The organism is Legionella gratiana, assembly GCF_001467695.1.
Taxonomy (GTDB): Bacteria; Pseudomonadota; Gammaproteobacteria; order Legionellales; family Legionellaceae; genus Legionella; species Legionella gratiana.
Genome location: NZ_LNYE01000029.1, coordinates 446,024 through 465,770, shown reverse-complemented (window position 1 = coordinate 465,770; position 19,747 = coordinate 446,024). Strand labels below are relative to the sequence as shown.

Sequence of the window (19,747 nt, the reverse complement as noted above, 5' to 3'; positions counted from 1 at the left end):
TTTTATGTCGCTAAACGTACCACTTACATTTTTATAAAACTCAACAATTGCTCCGTAGCTTTTCGTGGATCTTGAGCTTTGGTAATTGCGGAAATAAGAGCTATTCCTTGAACACCTGTAGCAACCACATCTGACATGCGTTCACTATTGATACCTCCTATTCCGACCAAAGGATAATTTAAAGTACGTCGCCAGCGTTTTAAACGCTCAATGCCTTGTGCTGAGAAAGGCATTTCTTTACTGGTTGTAGGATAAATTGGTCCAACTGCAATATATGAAGGGCTAATCGCATGTGCTCTTGCCACCTCGTAATAACAATGAGTGCTTACTCCTAGTAATAATCCCTTCCTTCTAATTGCATCAATATCTGCAGTATCTAAATCGGATTGTCCCAAATGCACTCCATCAGCATTGAATTTTAATGCCAATTCCCAATAATCATTAATGTATAAAATGGCATGATGTTTTTTAGCCAAAGCAATACTTCTCTGAATGTCTTTTTCTAAAGTATCTGTTCTTTCTTTAATCCGTAATTGAATGGTTTTTACTCCCAAACTTAACAATAACTCTACCCAAGCTGGACTATCTACAATGGGATAGAGACCCAAGCGATGGCAACACTTAAACGGTTGAGGTGTTTCATATAATGGCATTGACGCAAGATAGGGTAAATCAATTTCATGTTCAGGAAAGCCTCCATAATAAAGGTTTGTTTGTGCTCGACGTATTGCCTGGTGAATATACATTTTTGCAATAACTAGTGCATCCGCTAACGAATAACCAAGAGCCAAAGAAGCAGTAATAGCCGCTGAGAGAACAGAGCGAATTTCGAGTTGCTTTGCATGAGGAAAACGAGCTTGGCTCAACCAAAAAGAAGCCGTCCCATTAGTCCAATAATCATGATCCCAGGTTTCAGATAAATGCTCACCTAATAGAAGGATACTTTGACTCCCTAAACTTAATAATTCATGGGCTGCCTTTTGCATGGACTGATGAGAAACAACTTTATAACCTAAAATCATTTCTGCTTCATGAGTATCCAATACTAAAAGATCAGCCAAAGAGAACCATGTCATTAAGTCGCTCTTTCGGTACACTTTTTGCAGTAAAAAAACAGCATCTAAAACGACAGGAATTGAATGACGCTTTATAAAATAAACGTCCTCCAAAGCGATTTGAACATTTATTTTTAGTGCTGCAGGCATTCGTTCACCATGAAGTTGGGGTGGTTGTACTTCAATCCCCAAACCTTGAAAAGTGAGTACGTCTGCCTCTAGTTCAGCATTAGCCCACACCATTCGCATTATTGCAACTCCCGATGCCAAAATGGTGTATCAATCAAAGGAGTACATGATTGTGCTGTGATTCGCTCAGGCATAATCCCTGCTTCAAACGCATTGCGACCAGCAATAACCGCAAGTGAAAAAGCTTCAGCCATAGTCACCGGATGAATCGCCAAAGCGACGGCGCTATTGAGCAAAACTCCATCAAAACCTAACTCTAAAACATGTGTGGCATGCGAAGGTTTCCCAATTCCTGCATCGACAATAAGTGTTATATTAGGTAAGCGTTGACGTAAAGTTTCTAATGCATAGGGATTCAATAAACCTTTTCCAGAACCGATAGGCGAAGCCCATGGCATCAAAATACGACAACCACAATCGATGAGTCGTTGGCACAAAACTAAATCATCCGTGCAATAGGGGAATACCTCAAATCCGCGTTTTACTAATTCTGCAGCTGCGTGTACCAATTCAAAGGGATCAGGCTGTAAACTGTAATCATCTCCAATTACCTCCAATTTAATCCACGAAGTTTGAAAAAGTTCTCGCGCCATTTCAGCAGTAGTAATTGCGGTTTGTGCATCACGACAGCCGGCAGTATTGGGAAGTAAATGACATCCTAAGGCTTGAATAATTTTCCAAAATAAATCACCTCCTTGGTTACATGGCATTTGGCGCTTCATAGAAACAGTGATTACCTCTGCTTTGGAAGCACGAATGGCACCAGCCATCACCTCAAGTGATGGATAAGCAGCTGTTCCTAAAAGCAAGCGACTCGTTATCGTTTGATCAGCTAAAGTCCACATGGTTACCCTCCTTGCATCGGCGTAATCAAATCAATACGATCACCTTCTTGTAATGTGGTGCTAGCAAACAAGGTTCTAGGAATAAATTGATTATTTATAGCAATTGCTAAATGTGCTGCACTATTATTTTTTTGATCGAGCACCTCCTGTAGAGTACACGATGAGTCTAAAGATAAGGGTTGATCATTGATGTAAATAATCATGAATAAGCCTCCCAAAGCTCTGGATAATAAATTTCTTCTTGATTGCTTTTAAGCCCACGTAAGACCTCTTCTACCAATGCCGGAGCGATTAAATATCCATGACGATAAAGTCCATTAACTGCAATAAACTGTTTTGCATATTTAATGCGTGGTTGGTGATGAGTTAAAGTGGGACGACTATGAGTTACCGTTTTAATGATTCGTGCCTCAGCAAAACCTCGATGCACATAATAAGCAGCAGTTAATAATTCAAGAGTGGTATGTACCGAAATCGGACTTAAATCCTCTGTTTCCAATTCACTAGCACCAAGAAGATAATAAGAATGAGGACGCGGCACAATATAAATATAATAACGTGGATGTAAGAGTCTTATAGGGCGCTGTAATTTTACTTCAGGTGCATGTAACCAAATAAGCTCTCCGCGCAGTCCACGTAAATCAGGAAACGTTTTTTTCGCACCTAATCCTCGACAATCAAAAACAAAATCAAAAGCATAGCTTTGCTGACCTATTTCTATTCTTCCCGGATACATTGATGAAACAAAAACTCCTCCTCGCCATAAAACACCTAATTGGCAAAGATGATCTTTCAATGCCCATAATAAAGTCTGATTATCAATCTGCCCTTCTTGTGGAAAATAGTAGGCGGTTTGAAATTGGCTCAACTCAGGTTCAATCTGCTTTAATGCATGATGATTGAGTAACTCATAACAGGTGCTACTCAATTTATTAACAATTCGCGCACTAAATTTTTGCCATTCTGCTTTATCTTGTGGATGATGTAGAATAAGGGAGCCTTGTTGACGAAAATAAATTGGCTCATTTAATTGATTGAGAATGCACCTCCATAATTTTTTAACCGACTCCACTCCTAAATCAAAAATCACTTGTTCTGCCTTATCGAGCTCTGACATAGGAGCTAAAAGACCTGCTGCAGCATTACTGCAATTATTGAACGAGGTTTCTGATTCAAATACAGTCACCTGCCAGCCTTCATGATGCAAACGTAAAGCCAGCAAACATCCCAGAATTCCAGCACCGACAACAGCAGCATTTTTCATTTAATTTAGTCACTCACGCAACAAGCAATAGGTTCTAAATCAGAATGAGGTACCTTTGGTAATAACTCATTGGTATAGCAAGCAGGAACATCAAAAGATTCATCAATAATTCTTAAGTGTTTACCGAATCGGCTTACTTTATTCCAATCACGCTCCACATTTAACAATGTCCGCGAGAAGAAAGGTAAACTGCGAATAAAAATCGTATGATACATAGGGGTTCTTAATGGGGGCTTGGCGCGACATAAAAGCTCGTAAGCTTCATCTGGATTTTCTGTAGTAAAAGCAGCACCTCGTTGGGTAGCTTTAAGAAAGCCTTTCATCACATCAGGTTGAGCTAACATACGTTCGGGTACAATAAACTGAATAGAGCAGAAGCAACAGCAACCTAATCCAGCAAGTTGATCCAAACGTAAGAATACAGTTTCACCACGTAAATGCTCCAATTCAACCCGCTGAAAATTAATAAAACCAATACCCGCATCAATAAGATCGCGACAAATCGCATCCGTCACATTCATGCCAATACGCACTGTTTCATAACTGGAGGAATCAATGCCAGCTAAAGTTGCTAAATTATCAATAATAATTTTGCCAAACTCACCAATATAACCCACTCGCTTACCAACAATATCTTGAAACGAATTAATGCCACTGGATTTAAGTGCAATCAGACCAGTCGGTGGTTCATCCAACAAGGTGCCGATAGAAGTTACAGAATAACCTTTTGCACGTGCGGCTAAAGTATGAATCATCGCTTTAACACCAAAATCAACATGCCCCATGCCAACAATCTCAGTGACATCACTTGGATCACTAGGCTCCAGAATGGCAAGCTTTATTCCTTCTTGTTGGTAGAACCCTAAAGCATGAGCAACAAAAATTGGGGCGTGATAAGGATTTGCATACCAATTAAGTAGCAAAGTTGTTCGTGTAGATAATGCATTCATACCTTGGCTCCTTGTGTTCAATAGTGAGATTAAAGGATGGCAAGGAATATTTACGGTAAGAAAAACTGAAACGTTTCAGTCTGAAACAAACGTATCTTTGGACGAACAAACCCAAACTTTGTTCACTCAAGAGTCAAAAAATACTTTTCAGACATCAGGCGTTCTTACGCTGGTATGAACCAGATCAAGTTCAACGGGTATTTCTCAGCCGCTTTACGACACCCCGCGCCATCTATTGGTAGCTATGCTATCGTGGATAAAAAAAACTGTCAAATATTATAACTGGATAAAATTGATTCCTCTTTGTTACGTATATTAAAATCCCTGATTTTATAAGGAATTACCATGATATCTTTGGCACAATTATTAGGATTTAGGCGCTCTAATCGATCCACAATCTCCCACGAAAATCCCGGCTCTATTATTTTAGAAATAATCCCTGACAACTCCGATTTCATCCGCGAGGGTAGTGGGCTTACAATCATCACTGGAGCAGTAGGACAAAATGTCAACTTAACTATTCGTGAAAATAGCAGTCTAAAAATAATAGGTAACGTAGGCCGTGACTGCAAAATTCTCAAAGAAGGTAATGGAACTTTAACTTTTGAGGGTGCCGTAGCAGACGATTTAGAATTAACGCTCTACGGTAGAGGAGATGTAATTTTTAACCAACAACCGAGCGAAGAAGTCATTCGATCAATCAAAAATCGAGGTAGTGCAGCACGAGTCATCTGCGCCGGCATGATTTTACCTCTGTCCAGTCAAGGATATAGGCATCACAACTTAGGCCTAGCAAGACAACCCATACCCGAGCTCCGTGAATCAACAACAAGCGTTTTGAGCCGACTGTCACAGGACAGACCTGCCCCCCCTTCTCAATCAGAAAATACAGTGGATCAATATACGTCACTCACTCAAGAATATATTGATCGCTGCCATACGAGCAATATTGAAACAATAGCTGCTCGTATCAATAAGCTGAACTTAACCCAAGAAGAAGAACCACTATTTGAAGGTTTTAAGGATTGCATCATGAGAGACTACTTCGATGATATTCCTGTGATGTATGACGAAAGATATTATAATTTAAGTACGCTATTAGAGTTGTATAAGAGCAATAAACCCGATCCTTATACACGCAAGCCGCTGAAATTAGAAGGTTTTTATTCCGCGCGTACCCTATTAAACAGCTTCGATGATGCCGTTCTCAATCTCAATAAAAAACGTGAAGCAACAAAACAAAATGCTTCTGCTCACCTTGATGAAGAAGCACAATCCAATAAGCAACTGTTTAGGAGATAGTATTGAATCTTGATAAAAGGATGAAATAAGAGGTCACGTGGGATGGTGAATCTTGGCCGTTCCCTGATAGGGACTGACATGTTACAGGATGGATTTGAGTTGATTGTCTGAAATGGCATGAGCGTTTATTCATCCATTTATCATTTTGATAATCTTCCTTTAAAGGCATTTTGGTTTTTAGCATCGGTTTTCTCTCACATTGCAGCTCAGATCTTTTAGTTTTGCTTCAAATTAACTCTACCTATTAGAATATTGTTAATAATGTCTTAATTTTAATCTATTACAATATCACTGTTTTTAAAAACAACATATAAATACTTTTACTTAGTAAGTATATTTATGCAAGCCTTAACATTTTAAAAAAGAGAAAAACCCTATGAAATTTAGACATAAAGATTTAATTAATGCAATCGAAATTTGTGACTCTGTAACAAATACCATAGACCTTACATATACTAATATTCCTATGTATAAAGCAACAATTCAATATGCTGAACATATTCTTAACAATTTAAAAAAAGATATCGATGAAGAGCAAGTCTCCAAACTTAAAAATGCAATTAGACAATTAAAATCAGATCTATATCTCTATTTTCGAAGCGAATCGAAACAATATTTACAGAATTACGTAAAAGATCATGCAGAAGAGATTATTAAAAATGAACAAGAAATTCAGAAAAAATCTGCTCTTAGCACTTTAGGAATTTTTACGAAATTCGATCAGAACGACATTAATCCTGGATTTAGTGATATCAAGGCCACATTTAAATAACCTGAGTTCGACATAAAAGGCATTTCTATGCCATTTATGTCGCTAAACGAACGTTTAAATAATGTAAATTTTTGTCATTCTTTCTGCTTAAGTATGAAAAAATGTAAGTTGGGTCATTTTAGACCCAACAAACTCAATTTCTAAAAGCCTTTCAATGTAACATCAGTAGGTCTTACAAAATCAGTATCAGGGATTTTCTCCCTAACGCGACTTAAAGCATGCTGCATCGTGATGGAGTATTTACAAAGCACGCTAATAGGTACCTCTTTGGCTTTCTGCTCACCTGTTGTAGTAATTGTATTACTGTTTTGGCAAATCACCCGCAGTAATTTTTGCATTCCGGTGCCGTGAATATATTCTTTATCAGGTTGTGATTCTTCCAACACATGTAAAATATGTTGGCAACGCCATGCAGCTTGATCATAGGATTGTGCCTGCTCGATTTGCTGAACAAGTAAGGCGCGTACCCCATGCTTATAATTCATGAGATGATTTAACCATGTCACTATAGCCTGCGAGTTACTTAAAGGATTTATTAATTGCTTCTCATTAGTCCATGTAATTTCATCCAGAAGTAAATTCACCAATACATTCATGGTCACATTCACCCATTCGTGCAGAGGACTCTCTACCTCATAATCCTTTTGTATCTTCATGGCAGCATCATAAAATGCATCAAATGCCTGAATACTTTTAGAGTCTTGTAATACTGCTTCGTATAAGTGAGACAGTTCATTAATGACAGGATGATCAGTGATTGCAATCTGTTTTTTAATCTCATTAATAATGGACTGCACACTATCCATAGGTAAAAGGTGATGATGCCATTCGCGTCCTACGAACTGAGTTAATTTTAAATGTTCACGTGCTTTGGTACTCAATGACGAATCTTGAGATTCACAAATACGAGCTCGTTCTATAATGCTATCCCTAACTTCTTTGGAAGCGATTGACTGATAACAGAAAGCACATTGCAAAAGAAACTCTTTTTGCGGTTCATCCAATTCATATTTTTTGAGTATTTGTTTCTCATTTCCTGGTCGGGATAAGAGCTCCTGGAGTACCTCTCTCATACTATCAGGTAATTCTGAAACAATGTCAGCTAATGTGAATTGATTCAACAGAATTTTATATTGATCCATAAAACTGGAGAATAAAGTTTCTAATCCCCATTGACTATCAAGTGCATTATTCATCCATGTTTGTATCTTGCGTAAGCCTTGTTCTTTTTCTTTCAATTTTGCAAGCGCGGTGCCATTAAAACAGTACTGAGCAATATCTTGTCTTTTGGCCTCAGGATTATTAGCGTAATAAAAAACAAAGGCAGTTAAGGCTTTATCTTGTGGCTCTTTCAATTTGTGCTTGTCAATTATTGTTTTAATCATTTCATCAGTATTTTGCTCACAATTCGGTGCGGTCAAGCACTCATAAAGCGCATAAATTAATACATTATCAATTTGCAAAGCATGTTTATTGATCAAGCGCTCCAAAACTTTATTATTCCTAGCATCAATCACCGGCTCAAATAATTGTTGCCATCCAGATGCTCCTAATGGGAACGCATCTAATAAAATTTGTTGATAGCGCATTTCTTTTGTGACTCGCCCTGACAATAAAGACGGATGGATCTTTTTTACATGAGTCAGTAACCGATTAACTAACTGTTCCTTTGAGAAGCTATCACCACTCGCTGTGGCCATGCACTGCAGTAAATGATCACGAATATCCATAATCGCTTGAACACGCAATCCAGGTTCGTTACTCGGTGCTGAAGAAATAGCTAAGCTATGATCCGCTTTTTGTTGCCGTATTACTGATGCAAAAAAACCATTGTAGAGAGTCCTTGGTATTGAGCTTAATGCATGGCTTGCACCCAAACCAGTGCCATAAACAAAACCACCAATGCCAGAACAAATTGCCTTTAATACTCTATAGTGCTCTTGGGTGCGGTACTTTTGATAACCCGCAATGTAAGCCTGTGAGAAAGGTTGGGTAAGCAAACTAAAGATGGTTTTATCGCGACGAATTAGAGGCAATAAAGCGCCGCCAGTTTTAACTACTTTATCTAACCAGATTTCACGAGTTGATGGTCTAACAATTTGATTCCCCTCCAAATCGCGATAGCCAGAATGAAAATTGGTTGCATGACGTCGACTGTAAAAATCACGATTTATCGCTGGAGATGGGGCTTGATATTTTAAAGCATCATACATTAATCCAGGTGACACTTTGGGGGAAATATTCGCTGCTGGACTCTTATTTAGATCTGCAAAATATCCTTTTACATCAGGCAACGCCAATAAAGGCTTCACATGTAATCGAGCTTGTTGTGCTATCGCTTTTGCAGTCTCATCACTAGGAGTGGGATAGAAAAAGTCAGTTAATTCGCGAAGATAATTCAAAATACGTTCATAGCGTTGTAGATCAATTGCACTGTGTAACGGTTTAAGTGTGGTGAGCTCACGAATCAAACGATCGCAAGTAGCACGATTTTGAGGAGCAAATGCATCAGGTGAGCTTATTAACTCGGCAAAATAATAATGCAAATCAACATCTTCCTGAGCTAAGGGATACAGACTGTAAATAAGCTCTTTAAATAGGGAAAAGAAGTCTTTCTGACAGACATCTGCTGTTCGCTGTGGATCGTGTAAGACCTTATCCAGTTTTTGCCATTTACGATTTATTTCGATATTAGTTTGGCTAGGCAATGGTGGAGTCGGTCTATCGATAGGCGGTAAAAATCGTGTTGCAATCGCAGAATAATAAGCACTAAATGCAGGGCAATACGTCATTAAACGCGATGATTGTACCATTCGGATAACAAATGAAGCACAAAGCTCCACTTGCTTAAAATGTTTGTCAAAATTTTTGGGAATCACGCCGATAAATGGCACAACGATATCATCCGATTCACGAATTATTTGGCCATAAAAAGCATCGGGTATAAATTCATCGGGACCTAAGGGATTGTAAACCAAGTGTCCGCGCATTCCTGTAGAAGAACATTGGGCATACTGCAATTGCAGTGGCCACAAGGGATTTGCTACGGAGAGCGATTGAGAGCAATCGCTAGAACCCGTATCTCTCGGAAATGATTCTACCACCAATGAACCCGCTTGTCGGAACATGGGCGTTTGTTTGTAGTCCCCTTTATTCGTTTTAAAATAGGTACCTTGTGGATCGAGTTGGTAAAAAGAATCAATTTGTTGCATTCCATCGTCAGTATATCGCACTGCATAATGACGACGATACTTGGTATAAGCTGAATTTTCAAAATAAGGCGGCTCAGGGAAAAGACCCGTGATGAGATTATCTACCAAAGCATTGTAAAGTGTATTAGGGTATTCAGAGGGTTGCAGCTGAGTCATGTACTCAAAGCTTGATAGAAGTGCCTGCAGCTCATATTTAATGCCAATCGCTGCATTCATATGCGCCTCAGAGGGACCTTGTCTATGGATACTTAAATTTCTGAAATGAGCAGCCCATTCAGGATCATTAAATCGAAATGCATCTACTCCAGCTTCGTTAGCATCACTAACAACCCCACCCCAGTTCGCACCAATCCCTAAAGCCTCTCCCCGATTAAATTGAAATCTTTGTAAAAATCTAATTAAATAACGACTGATTATGGTTAAGTGTGCTGCCTCAATGGTTATATCTGCTTGCTCACACTGTTCTTGTAAAATACGAAGAACCATTTCTTCATTTAATGAATTTAATATTATCTTGTGATTGAGAAATGGACTAACATAGCACTCATAAGAAGATGCTTTTAGGGTGATAAACTCGACCCCTAAACGTTGTAATACAGTTTGTAACCAGTCAAAAAACTCATCGTTAAGTGGCAGATTGATAAGCTGAGATAATTGACGTCGAATGTTGGATTGCCATTGTACCCAAGGCAAAAAATCCGGGATTTTCTTGGCCAATGCATCTGCATGACCACCTGGTTTTAAAGCAAAGCCATGAATTGACAAATAAACGCTTTTATCCGCGATACGTCCAGCTTCATTAATTTGATAATCAAAAGTTGAAGAAAAAGGTTGCTCCACTGTTTTCTTATTTGCGGAAATAGGTTGACCAATCGGATCAACCGTTTTTTTTGAAAGCGGCAGTGATTGCGCCTGAGTTGCGTTGGCGTTGTGATCCACAGACGATAACAAATAAGGATAGTTTGATAAAAATGTTTCTATAGGAGTTGTTGACCAGGCGCTCATGGCTTGTAGCAATTGCCATAAGCTATTAATATTGCAGCCCATATAATGCTCTTTTAGGGCAAGCAACACATCCTGATAGGCTTGATCTAATGCAAAAGCATCTAACTCTTCAGCAAATTCATCAGCGTGATATACCTCAATAAGCTGGTTAAATCGTTTAATCTTACTGTTGATTTCCCTACTGTGAATAGGATATTCGCCTAAGAAACTGGGTAAACGATACTTGAACGGAGCTAAGTGATTACATGGACTTTCTTGTAATTGGGTGATTAATGACAAAGCTTGTTCTATAGGAGTCGTAGAACTAGAGGGTGCTTTGTATTGTTCCCGCAAATGGTCACGAAGTCGGTGGACACAGTCATCATCGCTCAACATCGCTAATAAAAAGTAAGCGCGCGCCTGGGTCTTCAGGTTTAACTGCTCACGCATCACGCGTGGCAGTTTGGTTCTGAGTTTCCTTAGTAAGGCAATGTTATCATCTTGATCATTGCCGATATCAAACGTGTGGTAGTCATACATAGTTTCACTCGTTTACATCCTCGGAGTGCTTGGTTGATGAACCTCTTCTAGCTGGGACTGCACCAGACCTACATCACTTTGGAACTCTTGCCGTGTAGGAAGTTTTCTTTTAGTAGAACTATGCCGTGCGACATCACTCATTTTGATTTGTTTATAATGTTGAAATAGCTCTTCGAAAACATGTTCATACAATATTTGAGCTTTTCGACTTCTTTGATCTTGCGGTAACGCATCATGTAACGCTTTCATTAAAGAGAGATCATCTTTAGACTTATCGATAAATTTACGCAGTATGCCTTGAGCATCATCCGCATTTGCGAATTGAGCCACGAACCTTAAATCAGATGCAGGCTGTTCGCTGTAAGCACCAAATTTTGAGTGGTAACTTGATAAAGAAATACCACCAAAATCGAGTCGCTTAATCAAACTATCAAGATCTGACGCCTGAACATGAGGTGCCAATAAACGAATAATGATTTTATAAAATTCTTTCAACCCTTTTTTATGATCCGACTGTTCTTCATCATCTTTCAGTACTGCAAGGCCAGCAATCTGTTGATCAATCACATCTTGCAGTCTGTTTTGCGTATGTAAAGTAGATTGGGTATCGCTACTTTGATCAAAAGTTTTAAACGCTTCAAGAATGTTCATTAATATAGCACTAGTTCCTGCACTAGAACCGACGCTAGGCTGACTTAATGTATTGATTAACAACCCATTAGGATTGGAGGAATCGTTTGTTTCCAATCGCAGTGCAATATGCGAGTCTCGATGCAAACTGATAATTTCCAATATCTTAATAAGCCTTAAGAGAGTATCAAGACCAACTAAACTTCCTTGGGCCAAAACTTTGAGTATATTGGTGACTGTTCCTGCCACAAGGTCGGTACTAAACCCTACGGACTGAGACGAGTCACTACTTCCTTTGCTACACTTTTCACTCTCGTGTGTTTGTGCAGGATGTAAATGAGCATCAGTAGTATGAACTTTTTTATGAGACCAGTTCACTGAACCATTTAAGCTTGCAGGAGATGCGGAAACAGCACCGGTGGATAATAATAAGCCTTCTGCAAGGTAGAGTGACGCATAAGCACTGGAAGTCAGTAGGCTTTGCTGTAAGGTATGCATTGCAAGATCTCGTTGTACCGTATCCATGTTATCTTTCAATGCATGATGTAAATCCAATGCGATTCTCATCAAAGCAATGCCTGTATGCGATAAAGTTAAGCGTAGTGCAGTTATTGCATGAGTAGCGCTATAGTCTTGTCCCAAATGGCTATCCCAACCAATCTGGTCTGTAGATTGAGCTGATTCTTCTTTGCTGGGCACCTGACTGGCTTTTTGTGATATAGCTTGCAAACGATTTTGATCAATTAAAGTTAGTGAACGACAAATACTTAGCATTTCATCACATAATAAAGCTACAGTACTTGCTGCCCAATATACAGTGGCAGTATTGCTGGCCACTGATTGATGCGTTGATAATAAAGAACCCTGCTTCTCAGATTTCCCCGACTTCACCTCTTTTTCAATTTCGGCGATAAAATTTCGTGTAGATGCTTGGATAACATTAAGCATTTGCGTCATGCCAGGAAGCGTGTCCATTAAAGCTTCATTTTTTTGTTCATCGTTTATTTTAGCCACTGCTTCTTTGGAAGCTTTAGTAGCCAGCGTCACTGGATTGCTAAATAGGCTATGCGTCGCCACCAGCGAAGAAACAGCACTGTGCGCAACAGAACTTAGTTGGCTGGCCATATCTTGATTAAGGCCAGGAATAACATGTTGTTGATTCTCTTGTTCCATTCGATCAAGCACAGCTTTGATAGTCGCTTCCGATCGATCCAATATATCTGGATTGGCAAAATCAACCGAGCTATTGACTATCTTTAAAGAATGACCCTCTGCTTGTTGCGGACTAACAAGTTGACGTAATGCTTCAGCTAACTCACTCACATGACTTAGCAACACACTCATGGAGCGACTTGAGATTACCTCACTACTACGCTCTGCTGTCATGATTGCTGGGGATCCACCCAAATTTTCGGCGCAAAGACGCATAATATTTGAAAGAAAACTCAGATTAGAGTGTATGCTGTTGATACGGTCTACTCCACCAGAAGGACCTTGAGCTGTTGCTTCAGTAAGTGCTTTTTGGAGGCGCCCTTCTGTTGTTACAATGGCTGTTTTATTGATGCCACGTGAAGATTCAACAAAGAAAGATAAAACAATTAAACGAAGCAGTGCCGTGGTCAATGGACTAGTAACGTTTTGATCAGACATTAAATCTGCTGCAGGTGCAGTATGGGATAGAGCGGCCTCAAGATCACGTAACTGCTGCTTCGATGCACGACTATCAGCGTTTTGTGTTGCCTTAGATACTCCGCTGCTCGCGTGGTATACATTTTTTTCGTCATCTTCACTTGCCGATTCATTGCCATAAAAATGACCAATGGCGCTCCCTTCTCTAAAAATTTGGCCAATCATATCGATTAACAATGCTGTAGCTGTGGGAAGGATCGCTGTGGTTGCTACACTAGCACCCGCACCTGTAGAAGCTGCGACACGCGCATGAGTTTCTGCATGGGAATTACCATCTATATTAATCGCCTTAGCGACCTCATCTATAATATTACCGCCTTGGTCACCAATAACCTGAGATACACTGTTAACACTTACTGAAGAGCCCTTACCTTTAGCATCGAACTTGAATGCTTGTTTGCTTGCATCTTGCATTTTATCAGTAGGAATTTTTACCTGTGATAAGCCATGTCCGGTTTCTTTCACTACCGATGCAACATCGCTAGGAATTTGTACCACATGACCTACGCCACTTAGCAAACCCAATAATGCGTTTCTGACAATAAATGCTATGGAGTCATTGGTCGCAATCAGCCCTTCTCTTAGTTCGTCCAAATAAGTTTCTAAAGCACTGTGATCCAAATCTGCGGGATTTTCAAATAAAACATGCAATGCTCGAAGGATGGAATCACGCTGGCCACTTTTTTCTGATAACACCGCAGAAGCGTTTTTTGCAGCCACTACAGATTGAGACACGCCACTACCTATCCCTGACACCGAAGCACTCGGTATGCCGGTGATTGCAGCCCCAGTTACAGTAAAACTACGAAAGAAATTATCGCGCATAATCCACATCCCTGCTCTATTTTATTAAAGTGGCGCAATGTATAGAATTGTTTTTTGATTGTCAATGCGTTTTTTCGATACCTACTGTAAGTTTGGATGCTTCAGAATAATCGGAAAGTCTCATTAGGTATCTCAAAATTAATTTTGAGGTCCCTAAGTATTCTGCACATAAAATACATTATGCTGAATTAAAAATCGTTGGCATAATAATGGTGTATGTTGCAATAAATGATGCAAATAAGCTCTGGTAAACTGTTGACTACAGGTAGGGCAAATGCATTCAGCATCAATTGCCTCAAACTGCATTTGTGTGTTCAAATCCGTTAAATCTATAGTTCCAGATCGGTTATATACTTTTCCTTGTAGCGCAGCTTTTGCAGGCTCATCTGTCTCAATAAACTCAATTCCTTTATCACGAAAATGTTGAATTAATTCGGGTTCAAAATTTCCTATGACATAACGCGGTACGTTAGACCATTGATCGAACTGCTCCCAATTCAACTTACTGGCCTCAGCATTGAAATAAACTCCATGTAATTGGCTTATACTTTGTTTTTCTACATCATCCGCATGCAAAAAAGGAAAAATGGAATGATTCCAATGGTCCCAAAACGCAGGGAAATCATTAATGATATTTTTAGGTAAAATAACTGCTTTAGGATTTAAATGTTGGATTAACTCAAGTAAATCAAAAAATGTAAATTTTATTTTGGAACCATCATAAGGCGATTTAAGCACAAAAAAACCCTCCCTATTGGCTACAAGCGATAACGCATTGAATATAATAAAACCAGGACAAGCTAAATAATGCCCAATGTCTGTTATTTTCTTTAAAATATCCTTACCTGGTTTATACAGTAAATGTTCCAAAGAATAAGAGGCTGCACTTATCTTGACTTCCTGCCAATTTTTCGCAGTAAGGCATAAACCTGCCTCTGAAGTTAAAATAGGGATAAAATTTTGAGTGACCGCAAACATGTCTATTCTCCTAATTACAGCAACAAACTGGTGTCGCCATAACTAAAAAATCGATATCCTTTCTCAATCGCCTCTTCATAAAGCTTCATTGCTTGTTTATGGCCAATAAAAGCTGACACCAACATGAGTAAAGTAGATTCAGGTAAATGAAAATTAGTCATCAAACCATCACAAATTTTAAATTCATATCCTGGATAAATAAAGATATCTGTATCTCTGCTGCAAGGAGTTAAAACTCCATTCTGTTGTGCAGCACTTTCAAGGCTACGCAAAGCAGTAGTACCTATGGCAATCACTCTATTTCCCGCGGCTTTTGTCGCTTGGACAGCAGCACATAATTCTGCACTAAGGGTAAAATGCTCAGAATGCATTTTATGATCTTTAATATTATCACAGCGAACAGGCCTAAACGTTCCCGCTCCAACATGTAAGGTTACATAAGCTACCGAAATACCCCTTGAACGTATGCTGGATAATACAGCCTCATCAAAATGTAATCCGGCGGTAGGTGCTGCAACTGATCCATCATATTTAGCGTAAATTGTTTGATAACGATCTTTATCTAAAGTTTCATCATTTCGAGCAATATATGGCGGTAGAGGAATATGCCCTACGCCATTGAGTAATTCCAATACTTCCGTATCTGCCTTACAAACAAATAAATCATCTTGCCTGTCAAGGATTTCAATTTCTTTGTTTTGTGCCAAATGAATAATGGAACCCGCTCTCAATGCCTTACTTGCTTTAATATGAGCGAGAAAAGTCAATTCACCTGTAATGCGCTCTACCAACAGCTCAACCTTTCCCCCGGTAGGTTTATGACCATATAATCGGGCCGGAATTACTTTAGAGTCATTCATGACGAGCAAATCGCCAGGTTTTAAAAAATCAGCAATTTCTCGAAATTGATAATGACCATATTCACCTATATTCCGGTCATAAACCAAAAGTCGGGAATCACTGCGATTTACTAGAGGATATTGAGCAATAAGCTCTGTAGGTAAATCAAAATAAAAGTCCTCTTTATTCATAGGGCAACCTGAAAACAAATTATCGTCATTATACACTAAAGGAAGGATTCAGCACTTCAAAATGCTCATAATTTCTTATTTAACGTGCGTTTAGTTACACCTAAGTGACCTATTAGTTGGTAGATGATCAAATCCATCAGGCAGCTCTTCTGTAGATGGATCATAAAATAATGAAACTTTTTGCACTGGATTTTGGCCTAAACCTGTATTCAGGGTGTTCTTTAGACCAAGATCGTTCATTTGAGTATGAGATGTTTTTATCTCCTCAAATTCTATATCTTCATCTTCCTTTGAATGAGAAAATCGAGATCTATAAGCCTGAACGGCAGCTTTAGCTCCCATACCCGCTAATCCCCCAATCAGCAAAAAGGGCGACCATAGAATTGCGCCTATAGATTTCACAGCACCTGTAAAACTCAAACCATCCTCATTGACAACTTGTGATTTAATCATATGAAACACATTTCTATTACTGCCGTAACATTCTTTAGTGCTAGAATACAAATAGAGCATCCCAATGGCACCATAAACAAGAAAAGCTCCTATACCCAAAGCAGTACTAAAAGTAAGCGTACTACCCACTCCTGCACCAGCACCAGCACCTACTCCTACAGCACTCATCCTTAATCCAGCTCCCATCCCTGCTCCTGCAAGACCAGATGTCGCCATGGATGTCACAACAAAGTGAACAGCACCTACAGTTAATTTAAGTGTCAATGCAATAAGAATAATAGGAATAAGAATCATTGAGCTTATTAATAACGCACCTAAGCCCCAACCGCTACTGTTATAATAATGTCGATGATAACGACCGTGATGGGCATGATGATGTGAATGAACATTAATCGGTGCTCCAAGATTTTTTGGCTCATGATGAACTTTACCGAACATTTTAGCCTCCTTTTGTTGCTTTAAACCTATAAAAAGCAGTTGGTTCCTACTGTGTGAGCTTACTAGTTTTATAGGTTAAATGGTTCGAGACTTGGAGTATAAAAAAGTAATCTTAAGGATTTATTAAGAAATTTTTTGTTTTATTAGAGACGCAAATTTCGCGGCTGTTCCCAAAAGAACCCAAAAAACACCCATAATTGCTTTCAATACACGTAATTCCTGTTTCTATCTGCATCATTCTGCTCCAAATTGGCGCCACCCAAAAGTACCGCTTTGGTCGCAACAATAGAGCCGAAAATCAAAGAATAATCAACAAAACGACACATAGAATCCAAATAACCCAACTCGTAACATAGGGATACTTATACCCTCTAAAACTCTTCCTTCGTGATTGGATATCAAGAATAAGAACTGGAACTACAGAAACTACAGTGATCAAGATAACGAGTGCAACTGATTCTGCACCTTTCTGAAAAGGCATGATGCTTGTTAAAAAAATCAAGATGTAAAGTAACATTTCACGTAAATAAAAAACTGCCCATAAAAACCAAAAGTCAAAAGTATAGATAAGCCAAGAAGCAAGAAACAAAGGTATGAATAACTTAGCACCTTTTATGGCAAACAGTTTCTTAAACATTTTAATGAATTCTTCTGAAAAGAAGACTAATATAGAGCCAAAAAGAACAAGCAACGCTAAAGTTACTAACATTTATGTGTTCCTTTTCTCAACCGCTTCCAGGGTTTCCCAACGTGTATAAAGCTGTGCTAATAAATCTTCATCTTCTGCTAAACTTTGATTTATTTTCGTAATTATCTGAGCATCTTGTTGATAAAACTTAGGATCTGCCATTTTCAGTTGTAACTCAGCTATTTTCTCTTCTAATTGTTCAATTTTTTGGGGTAATTGCGCTAATTCGCGCTGCTCATTAAAACTTAACTTAGTTACAGTCGTATTCCGTTTCATAACAGGAGCTTTTGTCACGACATCACGTTGCTGCTTCTTATGCATTTTATATTCATCGTAGCCACCAACAAACTCATTAAATTTTCCCGCTTTCTCATAGACGAGAACGCTAGTAACGACTTGATTAATAAATGCTCTATCATGACTAATTAGTATTAAAGTTCCAGGATAATGAATCAACATATCCTCAAGGAGCTCTAAAGTTTCAATATCTAAATCGTTAGTTGGCTCATCCATCACCAGTAAATTTACGGGTTTTGCAAAAAGTTTGGCTAATAATAATCGATTTCTTTCTCCACCTGATAAAACAGAAACGGGTTGATTAAATCGTTCGGGAGAAAATAAAAATTCCCGTAAATAGCTCGCAACATGTTTTTGTTTGCCATTAATCGTTACATAATCGGCTCCATCGCCAACATTAGCCATAACTGTTTGATCTTCATGCAATTGTCGACGCAATTGATCAAAGTAAGCAACACTCAAAGAAGTACCCAGTTTTATCTGTCCGGAATCAGGTTGCAACTCTCCAAGTAATAATCGGACTAATGTTGTTTTTCCACAACCATTAGGGCCAATAATTCCAAGTTTGTCACCACGAGTTACGAGTAACGACAAATCACGTAAAATAATCTTATCCCCTAAGGTATAATTCACATGTTTTGCTTCTATAACTACCGAACCTGAACGTGTTACATCTAAAGAAAATGCTTTTACCTGACCTAACTGATTACGACGAGCTTTATATTCTTCACGCATTGCTTTTAAAGCACGTACTCGACCTTCATTACGTGTACGTCGCGCCTTTATTCCCGTACGAATCCATACCTCTTCATCAGCCAATTTTTTATCAAATAATTCATTTTGTTTTTGTTCGCTAAGACGAATAGATTCGCGTCGTTCTAGATAAGTTTCATAGTTGCAATCATGTTGATACAATTTTCCGCGATCGATTTCAACGATACGATTACTGACTTGGTCTAAAAACTCTCTATCATGAGTCACCAATAAAACCGTGCCCTTAAACTCTTTTAAGTAGGATTCTAACCATTCAATTGCTTCAATATCTAAATGGTTTGTAGGTTCATCCAAAAGTAATAGATCAGGAGTGGCAATCAGAGCAGCACCAAGCAATACACGACGTTTCATCCCTCCTGATAAATTGCTCATCCGTTCATTTGCAATTATGCCTAAACGACTTGCCATCGTTTCTATTAGCGGCAATTTATCCCAAGCATGCAAATTATCCATTTGTTGTTGGCATACCGCTAATTTATCCATATCACCTTGCTGAGACAATTGATGAAACCGGGATAAAACTTCACCTACCTCACCAAGACTTTTCACCAGAAAATGATAAACCGTATCCTCTTCAGTAATAGGAACTTCCTGAGTTAACCCTGCAACACGTAATCCAGAAAGCCGATTAATTTGACCGCTATCAGGAATTAAGTCACCCTGTAATAATTTAAGAAGAGTCGATTTCCCAGCACCATTTCTCCCTACTAACGCAATGCGATCTTGGGAATGTATCTGCCAGTCCGCTTTATCCAATAATTGATTACCCGCAATATTAAGGGATACGCTATGAAGAGAAATAATACTCATAAAATGAACTCTAACTTTTTA

At 38.8% G+C, this 19,747-nt stretch carries 14 protein-coding genes and 1 riboswitch; of the genes, 2 read left to right on the top strand and 12 right to left on the bottom strand.

From position 1 onward, the window contains the following. Positions 1-23: 23 nt before the first annotated feature. Genes thiE through Lgra_RS15020 form a run of 5 tightly spaced genes read right to left on the bottom strand, consistent with a single transcriptional unit; the run spans position 24 to position 4,303 of the window. Entirely contained in the window at positions 24-1,304 is a 1,281-nt protein-coding gene (gene thiE, locus Lgra_RS15040) for a thiamine phosphate synthase (protein ID WP_058500074.1), read from the bottom strand. Further along, positions 1,304-2,089, bottom strand: a complete 786-nt coding sequence (locus tag Lgra_RS15035) for a thiazole synthase (RefSeq protein WP_058500073.1) — start codon at positions 2,087-2,089, stop codon at positions 1,304-1,306. The genes thiE and Lgra_RS15035 overlap by 1 nt, the downstream gene beginning before the upstream one ends. A gap of 2 nt (positions 2,090-2,091) precedes the next feature. Beyond that, a complete protein-coding gene (gene thiS / locus Lgra_RS15030; protein WP_058500072.1) occupies positions 2,092-2,292 on the bottom strand; it encodes a sulfur carrier protein ThiS in 201 nt (66 codons plus the stop codon). Next, positions 2,289-3,353, bottom strand: a complete 1,065-nt coding sequence (locus tag Lgra_RS15025; RefSeq protein WP_058500071.1) for an FAD-dependent oxidoreductase — start codon at positions 3,351-3,353, stop codon at positions 2,289-2,291. Before Lgra_RS15025 ends, thiS begins: the two co-directional genes overlap by 4 nt. Positions 3,354-3,358: 5 nt before the next feature. Further along, positions 3,359-4,303: an ABC transporter substrate-binding protein gene (locus Lgra_RS15020; RefSeq protein WP_058500070.1), complete on the bottom strand. Its 945-nt coding sequence runs from the start codon at positions 4,301-4,303 to the stop codon at positions 3,359-3,361. Positions 4,304-4,447: 144 nt separating this feature from the next. Then, positions 4,448-4,539, bottom strand: a riboswitch (TPP riboswitch). A 109-nt stretch (positions 4,540-4,648) separates the two neighbouring features. Between Lgra_RS15020 and Lgra_RS18370 the strand changes: the two genes are divergently transcribed. Further along, on the top strand, positions 4,649-5,605 hold the full coding sequence (locus tag Lgra_RS18370) for an RING finger protein (protein WP_238584466.1): 957 nt from the start codon (positions 4,649-4,651) through the stop codon (positions 5,603-5,605). Between the two features lie 376 nt (positions 5,606-5,981). Further along, complete coding sequence (locus tag Lgra_RS15005) at positions 5,982-6,377, top strand: hypothetical protein (RefSeq protein ID WP_058500068.1); 396 nt, start codon at positions 5,982-5,984, stop codon at positions 6,375-6,377. A gap of 140 nt (positions 6,378-6,517) precedes the next feature. On the opposite strand, the gene Lgra_RS15000 is transcribed toward Lgra_RS15005, so the two are convergent. From Lgra_RS15000 to Lgra_RS14965, 7 genes are all read right to left on the bottom strand, one after another. Then, positions 6,518-11,113 (bottom strand): hypothetical protein, encoded by a 4,596-nt coding sequence (locus Lgra_RS15000; RefSeq protein ID WP_238584465.1) that lies wholly within the window; start codon positions 11,111-11,113, stop codon positions 6,518-6,520. A 12-nt stretch (positions 11,114-11,125) separates the two neighbouring features. Further along, on the bottom strand, positions 11,126-14,257 hold the full coding sequence (locus Lgra_RS18365) for a hypothetical protein (RefSeq protein WP_238584464.1): 3,132 nt from the start codon (positions 14,255-14,257) through the stop codon (positions 11,126-11,128). A 153-nt stretch (positions 14,258-14,410) separates the two neighbouring features. Next, a complete protein-coding gene (locus tag Lgra_RS14985; RefSeq protein ID WP_058500067.1) occupies positions 14,411-15,235 on the bottom strand; it encodes a tRNA-guanine transglycosylase in 825 nt (274 codons plus the stop codon). A 14-nt stretch (positions 15,236-15,249) separates the two neighbouring features. Next, entirely contained in the window at positions 15,250-16,266 is a 1,017-nt protein-coding gene (gene queA / locus Lgra_RS14980) for a tRNA preQ1(34) S-adenosylmethionine ribosyltransferase-isomerase QueA (protein ID WP_058500066.1), read from the bottom strand. Between the two features lie 90 nt (positions 16,267-16,356). Next, positions 16,357-17,157 (bottom strand): hypothetical protein, encoded by an 801-nt coding sequence (locus tag Lgra_RS14975; RefSeq protein WP_058500065.1) that lies wholly within the window; start codon positions 17,155-17,157, stop codon positions 16,357-16,359. 298 nt (positions 17,158-17,455) lie between these two features. Continuing rightward, the gene (locus Lgra_RS14970; protein WP_058500064.1) at positions 17,456-17,866 is read right to left on the bottom strand and encodes a hypothetical protein; all 411 of its coding nucleotides are present in this window, start codon (positions 17,864-17,866) and stop codon (positions 17,456-17,458) included. Then, positions 17,867-19,726 (bottom strand): ATP-binding cassette domain-containing protein, encoded by a 1,860-nt coding sequence (locus Lgra_RS14965; RefSeq protein WP_058500063.1) that lies wholly within the window; start codon positions 19,724-19,726, stop codon positions 17,867-17,869. Positions 19,727-19,747: the final 21 nt, after the last annotated feature.

Excerpts from the sequence above, each read along its gene's own strand:
- thiE (WP_058500074.1), bottom strand. The coding sequence starts at position 1,304 with ATGCGAATGGTGTGGGCTAATGCTGAACTAGAGGCAGACGTACTCACT.
- Lgra_RS15035 (WP_058500073.1), bottom strand. The coding sequence starts at position 2,089 with ATGTGGACTTTAGCTGATCAAACGATAACGAGTCGCTTGCTTTTAGGA.
- thiS (WP_058500072.1), bottom strand. The coding sequence starts at position 2,292 with ATGATTATTTACATCAATGATCAACCCTTATCTTTAGACTCATCGTGT.
- Lgra_RS15025 (WP_058500071.1), bottom strand. The coding sequence starts at position 3,353 with ATGAAAAATGCTGCTGTTGTCGGTGCTGGAATTCTGGGATGTTTGCTG.
- Lgra_RS15020 (WP_058500070.1), bottom strand. The coding sequence starts at position 4,303 with ATGAATGCATTATCTACACGAACAACTTTGCTACTTAATTGGTATGCA.
- Lgra_RS18370 (WP_238584466.1), top strand. The coding sequence starts at position 4,649 with ATGATATCTTTGGCACAATTATTAGGATTTAGGCGCTCTAATCGATCC.
- Lgra_RS15005 (WP_058500068.1), top strand. The coding sequence starts at position 5,982 with ATGAAATTTAGACATAAAGATTTAATTAATGCAATCGAAATTTGTGAC.
- Lgra_RS15000 (WP_238584465.1), bottom strand. The coding sequence starts at position 11,113 with ATGTATGACTACCACACGTTTGATATCGGCAATGATCAAGATGATAAC.
- Lgra_RS18365 (WP_238584464.1), bottom strand. The coding sequence starts at position 14,257 with ATGCGCGATAATTTCTTTCGTAGTTTTACTGTAACTGGGGCTGCAATC.
- Lgra_RS14985 (WP_058500067.1), bottom strand. The coding sequence starts at position 15,235 with ATGTTTGCGGTCACTCAAAATTTTATCCCTATTTTAACTTCAGAGGCA.
- queA (WP_058500066.1), bottom strand. The coding sequence starts at position 16,266 with ATGAATAAAGAGGACTTTTATTTTGATTTACCTACAGAGCTTATTGCT.
- Lgra_RS14975 (WP_058500065.1), bottom strand. The coding sequence starts at position 17,157 with ATGTTCGGTAAAGTTCATCATGAGCCAAAAAATCTTGGAGCACCGATT.
- Lgra_RS14970 (WP_058500064.1), bottom strand. The coding sequence starts at position 17,866 with ATGTTAGTAACTTTAGCGTTGCTTGTTCTTTTTGGCTCTATATTAGTC.
- Lgra_RS14965 (WP_058500063.1), bottom strand. The coding sequence starts at position 19,726 with ATGAGTATTATTTCTCTTCATAGCGTATCCCTTAATATTGCGGGTAAT.